14 protein-coding genes and 1 tRNA gene are annotated in these 15,604 nt (G+C 69.7%); 8 read left to right on the plus strand and 7 right to left on the minus strand.

All coding sequences use genetic code 11. The features are described from left to right. Positions 1–210: 210 nt before the first annotated feature. Positions 211–930, plus strand: a complete 720-nt coding sequence (gene istB / locus AC6JA9_RS35825; RefSeq protein ID WP_223782897.1) for an IS21-like element helper ATPase IstB — start codon at positions 211–213, stop codon at positions 928–930. Between the two features lie 227 nt (positions 931–1,157). On the opposite strand, the gene AC6JA9_RS35830 is transcribed toward istB, so the two are convergent. Further along, positions 1,158–1,234 (minus strand) — tRNA-Pro (locus AC6JA9_RS35830). A 266-nt stretch (positions 1,235–1,500) separates the two neighbouring features. Here AC6JA9_RS35830 and AC6JA9_RS35835 point away from each other — a divergent pair. Then, positions 1,501–1,881, plus strand: a complete 381-nt coding sequence (locus AC6JA9_RS35835) for a response regulator (RefSeq protein ID WP_046718495.1) — start codon at positions 1,501–1,503, stop codon at positions 1,879–1,881. Positions 1,882–1,888: 7 nt separating this feature from the next. Here AC6JA9_RS35835 and rpe read toward each other — a convergent pair whose 3' ends face one another. Further along, a complete protein-coding gene (gene rpe, locus AC6JA9_RS35840; protein WP_141325276.1) occupies positions 1,889–2,545 on the minus strand; it encodes a ribulose-phosphate 3-epimerase in 657 nt (218 codons plus the stop codon). A 172-nt stretch (positions 2,546–2,717) separates the two neighbouring features. Here rpe and AC6JA9_RS35845 point away from each other — a divergent pair, with 172 nt between their 5' ends. After that, positions 2,718–4,247: a GAF and HD-GYP domain-containing protein gene (locus tag AC6JA9_RS35845; protein WP_473568804.1), complete on the plus strand. Its 1,530-nt coding sequence runs from the start codon at positions 2,718–2,720 to the stop codon at positions 4,245–4,247. Positions 4,248–4,318: 71 nt separating this feature from the next. On the opposite strand, the gene pyk is transcribed toward AC6JA9_RS35845, so the two are convergent. From pyk to AC6JA9_RS35865, 4 genes are all read right to left on the minus strand, one after another. Then, a complete protein-coding gene (gene pyk, locus AC6JA9_RS35850; protein WP_223747194.1) occupies positions 4,319–5,746 on the minus strand; it encodes a pyruvate kinase in 1,428 nt (475 codons plus the stop codon). 101 nt (positions 5,747–5,847) lie between these two features. Continuing rightward, complete coding sequence (locus AC6JA9_RS35855) at positions 5,848–6,552, minus strand: hypothetical protein (protein WP_408889178.1); 705 nt, start codon at positions 6,550–6,552, stop codon at positions 5,848–5,850. 316 nt (positions 6,553–6,868) lie between these two features. Continuing rightward, entirely contained in the window at positions 6,869–8,326 is a 1,458-nt protein-coding gene (locus AC6JA9_RS35860; protein WP_497958494.1) for an NFACT family protein, read from the minus strand. A 98-nt stretch (positions 8,327–8,424) separates the two neighbouring features. Further along, positions 8,425–8,643 (minus strand): hypothetical protein, encoded by a 219-nt coding sequence (locus AC6JA9_RS35865; protein ID WP_046716140.1) that lies wholly within the window; start codon positions 8,641–8,643, stop codon positions 8,425–8,427. 363 nt (positions 8,644–9,006) lie between these two features. Between AC6JA9_RS35865 and AC6JA9_RS35870 the strand changes: the two genes are divergently transcribed. Further along, on the plus strand, positions 9,007–10,293 hold the full coding sequence (locus AC6JA9_RS35870) for a glycoside hydrolase family 1 protein (protein ID WP_408889177.1): 1,287 nt from the start codon (positions 9,007–9,009) through the stop codon (positions 10,291–10,293). Positions 10,294–10,308: 15 nt separating this feature from the next. Here AC6JA9_RS35870 and dusB read toward each other — a convergent pair whose 3' ends face one another. Then, complete coding sequence (dusB, locus tag AC6JA9_RS35875) at positions 10,309–11,331, minus strand: tRNA dihydrouridine synthase DusB (RefSeq protein WP_223782510.1); 1,023 nt, start codon at positions 11,329–11,331, stop codon at positions 10,309–10,311. Between the two features lie 94 nt (positions 11,332–11,425). Here dusB and AC6JA9_RS35880 point away from each other — a divergent pair, with 94 nt between their 5' ends. The 4 genes from AC6JA9_RS35880 (at position 11,426) to AC6JA9_RS35895 (ending at position 15,545) form a co-directional block, all read left to right on the plus strand. Next, positions 11,426–12,862: a site-2 protease family protein gene (locus tag AC6JA9_RS35880; RefSeq protein ID WP_223782511.1), complete on the plus strand. Its 1,437-nt coding sequence runs from the start codon at positions 11,426–11,428 to the stop codon at positions 12,860–12,862. An 85-nt stretch (positions 12,863–12,947) separates the two neighbouring features. Beyond that, positions 12,948–14,039: an acyl-CoA desaturase gene (locus AC6JA9_RS35885; protein WP_483578724.1), complete on the plus strand. Its 1,092-nt coding sequence runs from the start codon at positions 12,948–12,950 to the stop codon at positions 14,037–14,039. Positions 14,040–14,205: 166 nt separating this feature from the next. Then, positions 14,206–14,730 (plus strand): RNA polymerase sigma factor, encoded by a 525-nt coding sequence (locus AC6JA9_RS35890; RefSeq protein WP_223747188.1) that lies wholly within the window; start codon positions 14,206–14,208, stop codon positions 14,728–14,730. After that, positions 14,727–15,545, plus strand: a complete 819-nt coding sequence (locus tag AC6JA9_RS35895) for a DUF1109 domain-containing protein (protein WP_223747187.1) — start codon at positions 14,727–14,729, stop codon at positions 15,543–15,545. Before AC6JA9_RS35890 ends, AC6JA9_RS35895 begins: the two co-directional genes overlap by 4 nt. Positions 15,546–15,604: the final 59 nt, after the last annotated feature.

Genomic DNA, 15,604 nt, shown 5'->3' on the forward strand with positions numbered 1-15,604 from the left:
GCAGTGCATAGCGGGGCTCTCGACATCGCCTTCACAAGGAACTACTCGCAGTAGCGGGGAGGCAGCATCTTTCCTTCCCGCAGCACAAAGTGCGCATGCGACCGGAAGGTGTTGCCATCAGCGAGCTCTTCTCAAGGGAAATGCCAACTGGAAACTCCGCCTACGCTTGCTTCGAAAAGCGTGCGATAAGTTCCTGGCACTTGGTCTTCCATCCCTGATGATGCAGTTTGGGTTTCTCGACGTCAGCAGGCGGTGGACGACAACCTCTCCCACTCCGAATTCCTCTACCGGCTGCTGGGAGACGAGGTGGAGCGCCGCGACTCCAAGCAACTCTCCCAGCGCGTGCGTCGCGCCTCCTTCGAGCACGCCAGGTCGCTGGAGGACTTCGACTTCCACTTCAACCCCAGCGTGCCCAAGGCCAAAGTGCTGGAGCTGGGCACCTGCGGCTTCCTCGAGCGCCACGACAACGTGCTCATCGTCGGCCCCACCGGCGTGGGCAAGTCCCACCTGGCGCAGGCTCTCGGCCACCGCGCGTGCCGTGCTGGCTTCAGCACCCTATACGTCGGCACCCACGAACTGCTCATGCAGTTGCGCTCCGCCCGGGGCGACGGCTCCTACGACAAGCGCCTCTTGCGCTTCACCTCGCCGGACCTGCTCATCATCGATGACCTCGGCCTGCGCGGGCTGACACAGGACGAGCCGGTGGACCTCTACGAAGTCGTCCGACAGAGGAACGAGCGCAAGAGCACTGTCATCACCTCCAATCGCGCAATCGAAGAGTGGCCTCCGCTCTTCGGGGACCCGCTGATGGCCAGCGCCGCCATGGATAGGCTGCTGCACCACTCGCATGTCCTGGTCATCGAAGGCGACAGCTACCGCAATCCGCCTCCCGTCCGGCGCCGAAAGGCCGCCGCTGCGGAAGCGCGCTAGCCACGGCGTGGATCCGCTTGGCCGACCCCGACCTCGTCAACGCCGCGAACTTGAGCAGCGGCTCCCTGACGAGCTCAGCAACCCGATCCGCTTGGCCGACCCTCCCGCGGTCCATGACCCCGGTCCTTGACACAAACCCGCCCACAGCAGCCTCGGGTCGAGCAACCGTCGGGCCCCTAAACGGCAACGGGCTGGAGACCCCGAAGGATCTCCAGCCCGTCAAGTCATGGTCGGGGAGACAGGATTTGAACCTGCGACCCCTTGGTCCCGAACCAAGTGCTCTACCAGGCTGAGCCACTCCCCGATATGTCCGTCCGCCGGCGGGTACTCCTCGGGACCGGCGAAAGTGCGGCGGTAGTACCCGAGCCTCACGGCTGAGTCAACGTCCTCGGATCACCTTTTCTTTCCCCCTCCCCACCTCCCCACCCTCCTGCGGTCCGAAAAGACCCTCGCTCCTCCCCTCGCCCCTTGCCCCCTCTAACAATTGTCCTGACATTCCGGTAGTTCCGGATATATTCACCAGTCCCCTCTGGGCCGAGAAGGCAGCTGGCCGTGCAGCTCCATACGAACATGCCCCCCGTCGTCCTCATCTCCGATGATGAACCGCTCATCGTGTCGGCCCTCGCCCGGGAGGCGAAGCGGTCCGGCCTGACGTGCATCTCGGACACGACGTCGGAGCGCGTCCTCGAGCTGGCCCGCCTCCACCGGCCCGCCGTCATCATCCTGGACATCAACCAGCACCAGGACGGGCGGGATTTGCTCGCCCAGCTCAAGCAGGACCCCGCCACCCGCGAGTGCAAGGTCATCATCCTCAGCGGCGTCGAGGACCAGTTCACCCGACACGTCTGCTTCGAGCTCGGCGCCGACGACTACGAGGTGAAGCCCTTCGACCCCACCTTCATGACCCGCGTCGCCCGCCTCGCCACCACCGTGGCTCGCACCCGGGCTTGACCCGCCGTCACCCCCGGAGCGAACGGATGGCCGCCGCCCGGTCCTTCGCCCCGAAGACGTAGCTGCCCGCCACCAGCACCGTCGCCCCCGCCTCCACCACCTTCTTCGCCGTCTCGGCGTTGATGCCCCCGTCCACCTCGATGTCCGTGTCCAGCCCCCGCGCGTCCAACATCGCGCGCAGCCGGCGCACCTTGTCCACCGTGGACTCGATGAACCCCTGCCCCCCGAACCCGGGGTTCACGCTCATCAACAACACCATCTCCACGTCCCCCAGCACCTCCTCGATGGCCGACAACGGCGTGCTCGGGTTCAACACCACCGCCGGCTTCGCCCCCGCATGACGAATCTGCTGCAGCGTGCGGTGCAGGTGCGGGCTCGCCTCCACGTGCACCGTCAGCACGTCCGCCCCCGCCTTCGCGAAGGCCTCCACGTACTTCTCCGGCTCCACAATCATCAGGTGCACGTCCAACGGCTTCGTCGCCGCACGCTTGATGGCCTCCACCACCACGGGGCCAATCGTGAGGTTCGGCACGAAGCGCCCATCCATCACGTCGACGTGAATCCAATCGGCGCCCGCGGCTTCGATGTCGCGGACCTCCTCGGCCAGGCGACCGAAGTCTGAAGACAACAGCGAGGGCGAGATTCGGACAGGGCGGCGGCTCATGGGGGCGCTACATACCCCGCTCCCTTCCACCCCGACAGCGAAGGAATTCCCCGACGTCCGCTCTAAAGCAGAAAACCAAGCAGGTCGGGCCCCAGGGCGACCACCTGCCCGGGCGTGTTACAACCTTGGAATCCTGCACAACCGCAGGACACACCTCGCCCGGAGCCACCCGGTGCCCTCTTCCGCCCTCGCGCAGCAGCCGACTCCGCCGCAGCCCGACCTCACCCGCCGCCTGGCGAAGCTCACGTCCATCCTCGACGTGGCCAAGGCCATGAGCGCCGAGCGGGACTTGGACCTGCTGCTGCCGCTCATCCTCTACGAGGCCACCAAGGTGGTGGAGGCGGACCGGTGCTCGCTCTTCATCCTGGACCGCGAGCGCAACGAGCTGTGGAGCAAGGTGGCCCAGGGCTCGAAGAACGAAATCCGGCTCCCCGTGGGCAGCGGCATCGCCGGACAGGTCGCCCACACCGGCACCATCATCAACATCCCCGACGCCTACGCGGACACCCGCTTCAATCGCTCGTTCGACGTCTCCAGCGGATACCAGACGAAGACCATCCTCTGCGTCCCCATGCGCGACGCGAATGGCGACGTCACCGGCGTCATCCAGGCCCTCAACAAGCTCGATGACCTGGCCTTCAACGCCGAGGACGAGGAGCTGCTGCTCGCGCTGGGCGCGCAGGCCGCGGGAGCCATCGAGAACGCCCTGCTCCACGAGGAGATCAACCGCCTGTTCGAGGGGTTCGTCTCCGCGTCCGTCGTCGCCATCGAGCAGCGGGACCCGACCACGGCGGGTCACTCGGGCCGCGTCGCCGACCTCACCGTGTCCCTGGCCCAGGCGCTGGAGCACCAGTCCACCGGCCCGTATACCCAGGTGCGCTTCTCCGCCACCGAGATTCAGGAGCTACGCTACGCGTCGCTCCTGCACGACTTCGGCAAGGTCGGCGTGCGGGAGAACGTCCTCGTCAAGGCGGAGAAGCTCTATCCGCATGAGCTCGAGGTGCTGCGCGCCCGCTTCCAGCTCGCCCGCAAGGATTTGCAGCTGCAGAGCTACCGGCGGCGGTTCGAGGCGGTGAAGAAGCGCGGGGACTCGGCGCTCGCGGAGATTGAAGCCGAGGAGACCGAGCGGCTCGACACGGAGCTCAAGCACCTGCACGAGGTGTTCGAGTTCGTCCTCACCTGCAACCGGCCCACGGTGCTGGCGCAGGGCGGCTTCGAGCGGCTCACGGAGCTGGGCCACCTGAACTTCCAGGACGACGCGGGCCAGACGCAGCCGCTGCTCCTGCCGCGCGAAATCCAGTCGCTCTCCATCCCCCGCGGAACCCTCTCCGCCGACGAGCGCCGCGAAATCGAGAGCCACGTCGAGCACACCTACCGCTTCCTCACCCAGATTCCGTGGACGCGCGCCCTGCGCCGCGTGCCCGAAATCGCGTACGCGCACCACGAGAAGCTCGACGGCACCGGCTACCCCCGCGCCATCCCCGACCGCACCATCCCCGTCCAGTCGCGCATGATGTCCATCTCCGACATCTACGACGCCCTCACCGCCAGCGACCGTCCCTACAAGAAGGCCGTGCCGCACACGCTCGCGCTCGACATCCTCAAGAAGGAGACGCAGAACGGGCAGCTCGACCCCGAGCTGTTCAAGATCTTCGTCGAGGCCGAGATCCCCCGCCGTGCACTGAAGCACGCGCCGAAGTAGCGGACCTCGCGGAAACCAAACGGGGCCCGCCGCGCGAAGCAGCGAGCCCCAGGTCCTCACGGCGTCAGGCTTCAGCCGATGGTGTGCAGCCGCAGGCTGTTGATCTTCCCCGGCTGGCCCACGGGCGCGCCGTAGACGATGACGATGCGGTCACCCTTGCGGCCCAGTCCTCGCGCGAGCAGCTCCTCCTCCACGCGGCGCACCATCGCCTCCGTGTCCTGGATGGGCTCGAGCACCCGCGGCACCACGCCCCACAGGAGCGCCAGTCGCCGACGGACCTCCTGGTTCGGGCTGAAGGCCACAATCGGCACCGTCGGCCGGTAGTGCGACAACAGCCGCGCCGTCACACCCGACAGCGTGAAGGCGGCAATCAGCGACGCGTTGCTCGCCTTCGCCGCCTCGCACGCCACGCGCGCGATGACGTCCGGGAAGTGCGAGGGCACGCCCAGCGGCGCGTCGATGCGCGGCGACAGCCCCTGCACCCGCGACGAGGACTCCGCCGCCAGGATGATGCGCTCCATCATCTGCACGGACTCAATCGGGAACTTGCCGCTCGCCGTCTCGCCCGACAGCATCACCGCGTCCGCGCCGTCGAACACCGCGTTCGCCACGTCGCTCGCCTCGGCGCGCGTGGGACGCGGGTTGTCGATCATCGAGTTCAACATCTGCGTCGCCACGATGACCGGCAGGCCGCGCAGGTTGGAACGCCGGATGATGTCCTTCTGGACCGCCGGCACCTCCTCGGGCGGAATCTCCACGCCCAGGTCGCCGCGCGCCACCATCACCCCGTCCGTCTTGTCCAGGATGGCGTCCAGCCGCGCAATCGCCTCCGGCTTCTCCAGCTTGGCGATGATGGGCACCGTGCGGCCCACCTCGGCCATCGCCTGACGGGCCGTGTCCAGGTCGGAGGGCTGCCGCACGAACGACAGCGCGATGTAGTCCACGCCCGCCTTGATGCCGAAGACCAGGTCCTCACGGTCCTTCGGTGTCAGCGCCTCCGCGCGCACCGCCACGCCGGGCAGGTTGATGCCCTTGTTGTTCTTCAGCGTGCCGCCGTGGATGACCTCCGTCTTGATGAGCTTCTGCTTGTCCGTGTGGAGCACCTTCAGCTCCAACAGGCCGTCATCCAACAGGATGCGGTCCCCCGGATTCACGTCCGCCGCCAGGAACGGGTACGTCGTCGACACGATGTCGTCCGTGCCCGGCACCGTCTCGTCCGTGGTGATGTGGAAGGTGCCCCCCTCCTTCAGCTCCGTGCTGCCCTGGGTGAAGCGGCCCGTGCGAATCTTCGGGCCCTGCAAATCACCCAGGATGCCCACCGCCTTGCGCACCTTCAGCGAGGCCGCGCGCAGCTTGGCGATGTTCTCCGCGTGCTGCTCGTGGCTGCCGTGGGAGAAGTTCAACCTCGCCACGTCCATGCCGTTCTCCAGCAGCGCCTCCAACATCTCCTGGCTCTGACTCGCGGGCCCGAGGGTGCAGACAATCTTCGCTCGTCGCATATGGCTCGGGAGGATGGGTGGACCTCATGGAGGCGTCAAGCACGCACCACGGGTCGCTTCGCTCGGTAAACCGGTAAATGAGCCAGCGAGCAGAAGAGCCATCAACCGCGCAACAACACGCCCAGGTTCTCCCGCTCCCAGCGCAGCGCCGCCGTGTAGTGCGGGTACGTGCGCTCGCGCTCCCGGAAGGCGCGCGGATGGTGGACGCGGCGCCCGCCCCGCCCCGTGCTCGGGAAGAGCTGATGGAGCATCTCGTGGTAGACGATGAACTCCACGAAGAAGGCCGGCACCTCGGGCCTGTCCAGCGCGGGATGGATGCGAATCTCCCGCGTCTGATGGTCGTACACGCCCAGGCGGATGGACTTCCGACGCCGCCGGGGCGGCATGCGCCCCCAGCCGATGCGCGCCTGGATGACGTTGTCGAAAAATGTCGCGTTGACCCCGTTGTAAAGCGCCTGCAGGTCGAAACAGCGACCCAGCGGGTTCAGGTCCGCGTCGGATTCGCGCCGCACCTGACGGATGCGCGGCTGCTGTCCCCGGATGTACTCGTCCAGCAGCACGCCCGCGGTGCGGTGGCCCCGGCCCGCGTAGTCCGCCACCGCGCGCACCACCGTCTCCGGCGCGTCCAGGAACATGTGGTGCAGGCGCAGCTGCAGCGCGTTGCCTCCCCGACGGAAGGACACCATGGTGGAGCGGTTGTCCGTCACCGCCAGCTTCACCGGCATCCCCAGCTCCGCGCTCAGCCGCCACGCGAGCGACTCCGCGCGGTTCCACATGTCCTCGCGCGTGGAGGAGACGTTGAGCATGCGCGGCGCTTCCTCGGGCACCCGGTTGCGGGGCGGAGGAGGACGGGGCGCCGGGGGCGCCAGCTGCGCCTCGAGCTCCGCGACGACGTCCGGGGCACGCGGCTCCGCGGCCGCCGCCGTGGCCCGACTGGCCGCGGAGAGGCCGCGTGGGAACAGGGACATCTGACGGAAAAACTCGGAGGTCACTCGGCGCGCATCGTACCCGCCAAGGCTCCGGACTCAAGGCCGCAGGCCCCTGCCCGCCTGCCCTCCGTCAGCCCGTCAACCGCGTCCGCCCCGAGTCCCCGGGTGATTCACACTCCGGGGGCGGCATCCGTCACGGAGCGGGCACCTCGGTGTGACGGGACTTGAGCAGTCGCTCCAGCCGCTCGGGCTCCATGCGCACCACGAAGGTCTTCTCGCGCGTGTACGTCACCTGCCCGTGCGCGCCGCCCTTCACCTTGCGCACGAACTTCACCGGCACGTAGCTCACCTCGCCCCGCGGCTCGCCCTTCGCCCCCGAGTGGTGCAGCGCCAGGTGCGCCGCGTCGAGCAGCGCCTCCTGCGCGGGCTCCTGTCCCTTCTCCAGGGGCAGCACCACGTGGCTGCCCGGCACGCCGCGCGCGTGCAGCCACAGGTGCCAGGGCCGGGCGAGCTTGAAGGTGAGCGTGTCGTTGTCCTCCGAGCCCCGGCCCACCCAGATGCGCGCGCCCGCGTGGCCCACGTACTCCTTGAAGGGCCGGCCCTCCGGCGTCGCCTCGCCGCCCGCGGAGACGTGCAGCACCTCCACCTGGGCCAACAACATCGCCTCGTCCATGCGCTCCACCTGCTCCAGCGCGGCCTGGGCGTGGGCGACCTCGCGCGCCAGCTCCGCCTCGCGGTGGCGCGCCTGCTCCACGCCGCGCAGGAGGCGCCGGTACTGGTGGAAGTGCCAGTCCGCCTCCTCCTTGGGCGTGCGCTTCGGGTCCAGCGGCACCCGGACCTCCTGGGCGCCCTCCTCCGTGTACTCGGTGAGCGTCACCTCGGTGGCGCCGCGCTTGAGGCGGAAGAGGTTCTGCGCGAGCAGCTCTCCCAGCCGGCGGTGCTTCTCCGCCTCCGGCCCGCGCGCGGCCTCCGCCCTCACCTTCTCCAGGGTGCGCGAGGAGCGCTTGAGGCGGGCGCGGTACGGCTGCGCGAGACGGCGGCGGATGGACTCGGCGCGGCTCTGCTGGTCGCGGGCCCCGAGCAGCCGCTCGGCCGCGTGGGAATAAGGGAGCACCTCTCCCGCTGTTGGCACCAGGCGGGAGGCGACCTTGAGCGCCTTCTCCAGCGCCTCGGCGGGCATGGGCTCCGGCGGTGTCCACGCAGCGCCTGGGTACAGATTGCGGCGGGGTCCGAAGCCCTCGCCCGAGAGCATCAGCACCCGGTTCTGCTCGCTCGAGAGGAGGAGTCCCCCCGGAGAGCCCAGCTCCATCACGAGGTGACGGCGCACCTCCTCGCGCTCGAAGTCGAGCCGCACCACGCGTTCGGCCTCCATGAAGCGGGCGCCGGTGAGCTTCGCGCCGGTCAGCTCGTGGCGGAGCCAGCGCTGGAAGGGGGCGGGCTCGCCCGGCGTGGGGAAGCGGGAGGTGGCGGCGGAGACGCGGGCCAGGTCTCCCTCCGCGCACAGGCACAGGAGGATGGAGCGTCCGGGGACCCGCAGCTCCAGGTAGGCCAGCCTCGGCAGGGGGCACCAGGCCTTCTGGGCCACCGCACCCGTCAGCTGACTGCCCACCTCCGCCACCACCTGTGAGAGCTCCACGGGACGCAGCGACACGGGCAACCTCCTGTCCGGACAAAAGAAAAACGGCCCGGCGGGTTTCGCCGAGCCGTTCACCGGACGTCAACCGACGTCCGCGAATGACGACCTGCTGCTCAGGACTCCGGCGTAACCGGGGCCGCCGTCGCGCTGGTCTTCTTCGCCCGGGCCGCCTTCTTACGGGCGGGGGCCTTCTTGGCGCGAGCCGCCGTCTTACGGGCGCCGCCCTTCTTGGCCGCGGCCTTCTTGGTCGCGGTCTTGCCAGCCGTCTTGCGGGTGGTCGTCTTCTTAGCCTTCGCGCTGGTCTTCTTCGCGGTCTTCTTCTTGGCGGCCATCAGAACCCTCCATGTGATTTGGCCCCAGTCAACCGGGGCCCTGCACTCTTCCTGATGAAAGTGAGTGCTTGAAGTGAATGGTACGGGCGACACACCAGTGTGTCAACGCATGGTGATGTATTGCATCGCGCGGCGAGGCCGATTTTTCGGCATCGAGCGGTGCCGAGGGCCTCGAACGGAGGTTCGCGGACACTTCGGAGGCGCGTCGCCGAATCGCGCGCGAGGCCGATTTTCCGGCTCCGGACGCGACGGAGGCCTTCGCTTCCGCGCTCGCGCGGACGCACTGTCGGCTGCCGCGCAAAGGCCCGAGCGGCACGCGGCGCTTTTCGCGAGGGAGGTCGGCGTCTACGGTGCGCGGCCACGATGAGGACCCCCGAGCGCACCTTCCCCGCGGACTTCACCTTCGGCGTCGCGACGTCGGCGTACCAGGTGGAGGGCGGCATCGAGAACGACTGGGCCGAGTGGGAGCGCGCTGGAAGATTGAAGGAGCCCCACGCGCGCTGCGGGCGGGCGGTGGACCACTGGAACCGCTACGAGGAGGACTACCGGCTGGCGACGGCGGTGGGGGCCACCGCGTTCCGCATCTCCCTGGAGTGGGCGCGAATCGAGCCCGAGCGCGGGCGCTTCGACGAGGCGGCGCTCGAGGGGTACCGGGAGCGGCTCCTCAAGATGAAGGCCCACGGCCTCACGCCGGTGGTGACGCTGCACCACTTCACCCACCCCACCTGGTTCCACCGCGAGACGCCGTGGCACCAGCCCGAGAGCGTGGAGGTCTTCCGCCGTTATTCCCGCCGGTGCGCGGCGCTGCTCGAGGGGCTGGACGCGCGGGTCATCACCTTCAACGAGCCCATGGTGCTCCTGTTGGGCGGCTACCTGCAGGGCGCCATCCCCCCGGGAATCGCCGACGGGGCGCTCACCATGAAGGCGCTGGAGAACCTGGTGCGCGCGCACGTGGTGGCCCGGCGGGAAGTGGGCGAGAGGCTGGGCCGGGTGGAGACGGGCATCTCCCAGAACATGCTGGCCTTCGCGCCGGACCGCTGGTGGAACCCGCTGGACCGCGCGCTGGTGCGGCTGGGGGGCCAGGCCTACAACCACGCCTTCCATGAGGCGCTGTCCACCGGGAAGCTGCGGGTGAACATGCCGGGGGTGGCCACCACCCGCGTGGACATCCCGGAGGCGCGCGACTCGGCGGAGTTCGTGGGGGTGAACTACTACAGCCGCGCGCACCTGCGCTTCGTGCCCCGGCCGCCGTTCATCGAGTTCAAGTACCGCGACACCCAGGGGCGGGGCCTGACGGACATCGGCTGGGAGGACTGGCCCGAGGGCTTCCTCCAGACGCTGCGCGACGTGAAGCGCTACGGCAAGCCGGTGTGGATTACGGAGAACGGCATCGACGACCGGAGCGGGACGCGCAGGCCCCAGTACCTGCACACCCACCTGGGACAGGTGCTCGCCGCGCGGGCCGAGGGCGTGGACGTGCAGGGCTACCTCTATTGGAGCCTGCTCGACAACTTCGAGTGGCTGGAGGGCTGGGGCCCGCGCTTCGGCCTCTACCACGTCGACTTCGACACGCTGGAGCGCAGGCCCACGCCCGCGTGCGACTACTTCCGGCGGGTGGCCACCGGGCGGAAGCTCGTGGCCCCGCTGTAAGAAGTTCCGGGCCGCTCAGCCGAGCGCGGCCCGGTAGTCGACGTCCTGCTCCTCCTCGGAGGCCGCGCCCGAGTTCGAGGCGCGGTCCGCGGTGGCGAAGAAGGCGCGCACCGCGTCGGCGACGGCCTCCGGTGCGTCCAGGGTGTTCACCCGGGCCCGGAAGACCGCCGCGCCCACCAGGCCATGGGCGTACCAGCCCAGGTGCCGGCGGAACGAGCGCACCGCGCCGAGCGGGTCCCCCACGAAGGCCAGGTGCGCGTGGAAGTGCTCCAGCACCAGCGCGCAGCGCTCCTCGGGGGTGGGCGGCTCGCCTCCATTCAGCTCGCGAAAAATCCAAGGGTTGCCCAGGGCCGCGCGGCCAATCATCACGAAGTCGCACCCGGTGGTCTCCAGCATCCGGCGCGCGTCCTCGCAGCTCTTCACGTCGCCGTTGCCGAACAGGGGCAGCTCGGGGAAGTGGCGCTTCACGTCGGCGATGACGCTCCAGTCGGCGCTGCCCGAGTAGCCCTGCTCGCGGGTGCGAGGATGGATGGCCAGCCCCGCGCAGCCCGCCTCCTGGAGGGCCTCCGCCATCTGGAGGTAGTTGCGGGAGCGGGCGTCCCAGCCCGAGCGAATCTTGCAGGTGACGGGCAGGCCCGAGGCCTCGCGCATGGCGCGGACGATGGCGGCGGCGCGGGGCGGGTCGGAGAGCAGCGCGCTGCCCGCGCCGTTCCTGGTCACCTTCTTCACGGGGCAGCCCATGTTGATGTCGAGCAGCTGGGCGCCGTGGGACCTGCCGACGCTGGCGGCGAGCCCCATGGCCTCCGGGTCTCCTCCATAGAGCTGGAGCGAGTAGGGCTTCTCCACCTGGGCGTCGAAGCGCAGGTACATCAAGGTGCGCTGGTTGGCCCGCATCAGGCCCTGGGAGCTGACGAGCTCGGTGGGGCACAGGGCGGCGCCCATGCGGAAGGCGAGCACCCGGTAGGGCATCTCGGACACGCCGGCCATGGGGGCGAGGACGTAGGGGTTCGCGAGCGTGAAGGGGCCGAGTCGCAGCATGGGGCCTGAGGAACCTAGCGGAATCGAAAGAACCGGTCGCGGGATGTGCGCTCCGGACTGCGCAACCGCCCTTCAACGGTTAAGGTCCGTCTCCATGTTCCGCTTTCGTCTCGGGAGCATTCCCGTCGAGGTCCATCCCAGCCATCTGCTGGTCTCCGCCATCATCGCGTACACGTCGATGAGAGCGGCCCAGAACGGCTGGCCCTTCGCCCAGGTCGCGGGGGCTCCCGCGCTGGGGCAGGCCAGCGCGATGGGGGTGTTCGTCCTCTCCTGGATGCTCATCGTCTTCGTGTCCGTGCTGGTCCACGAGCTGGGGCACGCCCTGGCCAGCCGCCTCTTCGGCTATCGGCCGAGCATCGCGCTCGTCTGGTTGGGCGGCCACACCCTGCCCACCGACACCCCCGGCCCCCTTCCTTGGAAGCGGGACGTGGTCATCACCGTGGCGGGCCCGCTGTTCGGGCTGATGCTCGGCGTGGTGTGCCTGGTGGGGTACCTGTTCCTGAGCGGGGGCTCACCCGCGCTGGACTTCTTCCTGCGCACCTTCGCGGGGGCCAACTTCATCTGGGCCATCTTCAACATGCTGCCCGTGCTGCCGCTGGACGGCGGGCGGCTGGTGAACACCCTGTCCACGCGCATCTTCGGGCCGCGCCGGGGCATGGTGGTGTCCCAGGGGCTGGCCCTGCTCGTGTGCGTGGCGGTGGTGGGCTACAGCCTGAGCACCGGCTGGCTCTTCGCCGGCATCTTCTTCGCCATGTACGGCTACCAGGCGTTCCGGATGCTGACCGAGGCGCTGGGCTCCGGCTCCTCGGGCACGCTGAGCAGCGGCGCGCTGGAGAACCCGCTCGCGCAGAAGTTGCGCGAGGGCAAGTTCGCCCTGGACGCGGGGCGGATGGACGACGCGCGGCGGCTGGGGGCGCAGGTGCTGGAGGGTGGCGACGCGCTGACGCCGGAGCTGGCGAGCCATGCCCACCACCTGCTCGGCTGGGTGGCGCTGAAGGAGGGCCAGGGGCGGCAGGCGCTGGACCACTTCTCCCAGGTGCAGGGGCTGCAAGTGGAGCCGCACGCGGTGGCGGCGTCCTTCTCCCTGGTGGGGGATGACGCCCGCGCCCTGGACTGGTGGAAGCAGGCCTGGCAGACGTCGTCGGACCGCACGGTGATGCACGAGTACGCCGGGACGTTGATCCGCCTGGGCCGCGCGCCGGAGGCCCTCAAGCTGCCGGGCGTGGAGCCCGCGGCGGCGTACTCCTGCGCCGAGCGCGTGCTGTTCATCCGGGGCGCGTACTCGGAGGCCGCGGCGGTGGGCGAGGCGGCGCTGGAGCACGCGCCGAGCGCGAGCATCGCGTACGACGCCGCGTGCGCCCATGCCCGGGCGCGCAACGTCACGGACGCGATGAGGATGCTGCGGCGCGCCAGCGAGCTGGGCTTCCGGGACGCGGCGTATGCGGCGTCCGATTCGGACCTGACGGCGCTGCACGGCCAGCCCGCTTTCGAGGAGTGGTTGACGGAGCTGAAGCAATCCGTCGCCTCCTGACAGAGGCATGACAGGAGGGGGTGTTGATGCGGGATGAGGCTGCGCACCTTCGGGTCCGCGCCTTCCTTCCGCTCACGAGGCTCCCTTGCAGACATCCTCTCCTGCCGCGGCTCCCGTGGACGACGAGCGACTGAACTGGCTGTCGTCCATCCCGTTCTTCGGCGTCCACGTCATGTGCCTGTTCGCCTTCGTCGTGGGGGCGAAGCCGGTAGACCTGGCGGTGTGTGTGGGGCTGTACATCGTCCGCATGTGGGGAATCACCGCGGGCTACCACCGCTACTTCTCCCACCGGGCCTTCAAGACGGGGCGTGTCTTCCAGTTCATCCTGGCGCTGGTGGGCAGCACGTCCACGCAGAAGGGTGTCCTCTGGTGGGCGGCCAACCACCGCCACCACCACCGGTACTCGGACCAGGGGGAGGACATCCACTCGCCCGTGCAGAAGGGCTTCTGGTTCAGCCACGTGGGTTGGATTCTCTGCGACAAGTACGGCAAGACGCGCATGGAGGGCATCAAGGACTTCGCGCGCTTCCCGGAGCTGGTGTGGCTCAACCGCTTCCACCTGGTGCCGTCGGTGGCCCTGGCCGTGGCGCTCTACTTCATCGGCGGGTTCTCCATGCTGGTGTGGGGCTACTTCGTGAGCACCACCCTCTTGTGGCACGGGACGTTCACCATCAACTCCCTGAGCCACATCTTCGGCAAGCGCCGGTACAAGACGACGGACACCAGCCGGAACAACTGGCTGCTCGCGCTCGTCACCCTGGGCGAGGGCTGGCACAACAACCACCACTACCACCAGAACACGGCCAACCAGGGCTGGTTCTGGTGGGAGGTGGACCTCAGCTACTACTCGCTGAAGGTGCTCTCCTGGTTCAAGGTGGTGGAGGGCCTGCGGCTGCCGTCGGAGGCGACGAAGTACTCGTACCTCAAGTACACGGCCGAGGAGCGCGCCGAGCTGGCCGCGCCCACCAGCTTCTTCGGCGCGGGTGGGGCTCGCGCGCAGCTGGTCGCCGCGAAGTCCGCCGCGGAGGCGCAGCTGGTCGCCGCGAAGACGGCCGCCGAGGCGCAGCTCATCGCCGCGAGGGCGGCCGCCGAGGGCAAGGTGCGCGAGGCGCTGGCCGCCGCCGCGGACCACCTGCCCTCCTCCGCACCCACACCCGAGCCGCTGCTCAAGCCGTGAGGACGTCGGGCGGCGCGCGTTCCTCGCGGGTCCACCGCGACGGGATAGAGTGCGCCGGTCCGTGGCTCCGCCTCCGCCTCCGCCGATGAAACCCGCCTCAGCGCCCGCGCGTACCGGAGAGGACCCGGTGCGCGCCTGTGTCGCCGCCGATCCCGACGAGGTGCTGATGGCGCGGTTCTGCGAGGGACATCCCCCGGCGTTCGACGCGCTCTTCCAGCGCCACGCGGGGCCGGTGCGCGGCTACCTCACCCGCCTGACGGGCAGCGAGGCCACGGCCGAGGACCTGGTGCAGCACACCTTCATGTCCCTGGTGCGCTCGCGAGGGCGCTTCCAGCCGGGCTCGCGCTTCAAGCCGTGGCTGTACGCCATCGCCACCAACGCCGCGCGGGACTTCCAGCGCCGGGGACGCCGGCCCGAGGAGCTGACGCCCGAGGGCGAGCTGCCCGTGGTCGCCGACGAGCGCACCGGCCCGCGCGACGTGGGCCTGGAGCGGGCCGTGCGGCAGGCGCTGGACCAGCTCCCCGAAGGACAGCGCATCCCCATCCTGCTGCACCGCTTCGAGGGGATGGGCTTCGCCGAAATCGCCGACACCCTGGGCCTCACCGAGAGCGCGGTGAAGGTGCGGGCCCACCGGGGCTATGCGCGGCTGCGCGAGCTGCTCACGGCCCTGCGCACGGAGACGATGGAATGACGCCGGAGTGTTCTCGGGTGATGGACCGCCTGGGCGAGATGCTGCCCCCGGAGCTGGAGTCCCACGTGGCGACCTGCGCGGACTGCCGGGCGATGACGGGGGGCTTCGACCTGATGGGGGCGCCTGGCAAGCTTTCCCACCCCCTCGCGCGAGAGGTGCTGGCGCCGTCCACCGAGCGGCTCGCGAGCGAGGGCGCGTCCCTGGATGCGGCCCACAGCTTCGCGTACGAGGCGCTGGCCCGGCGGCCCCGGGCCCGGCCCTGGTGGCACGAGCTGCTGCTGCTCCTGGGGGTGCACGGCGCCATCGCGATGACGGCGTTGGCCGTGCTGGCCCACGGGGCCTGGGTGGCGAACCGGGCCGACGTGCCCGTCATCGTGGGCGTGGGGCTGCTGCTCACCGCGCTCCTGTCCTCCGGGGCCTATGTCGCCCTGGCGCCTCATCGCAGGACGGTGCCCTGGGGTGGCGTCATCGCGGTGATGCTCTCGGTGGGCGCCACCGTGGTGCTGTCGGGCTCCGGGGTGCGGACGGCTCCGCTCATGGCGGGCATCCTCGGCTGCGCGGGTACCGAGCTGGCGGTGACCGCCGTGCCGCTCGCCTTCACGCTGGTGCTGCTGTGTCGCTCCGCGTACCACCCGGTGCGCGCGCTCGCCGCCGGACTGTCGGCCGGAGGGGTCAGCCTGCTGGTGCTCCACCTGCACTGCGCCGACGGGACGACGCCTCACCTGCTCGCCGGGCACGTGGTCCCCTGGCTGGCGCTCGGGGGCATCACCCTGTTGCTGCGCGCCCTGCTGCCCACCCGCAGCCACGCGCCCTAGGCCGCCTGCTCCTCCCTCGCTCGGAGCCGTGCCCAGGTTCCGACAGGCCCTTCACGAAC

The organism is Myxococcus sp. MH1 (assembly GCF_059738865.1).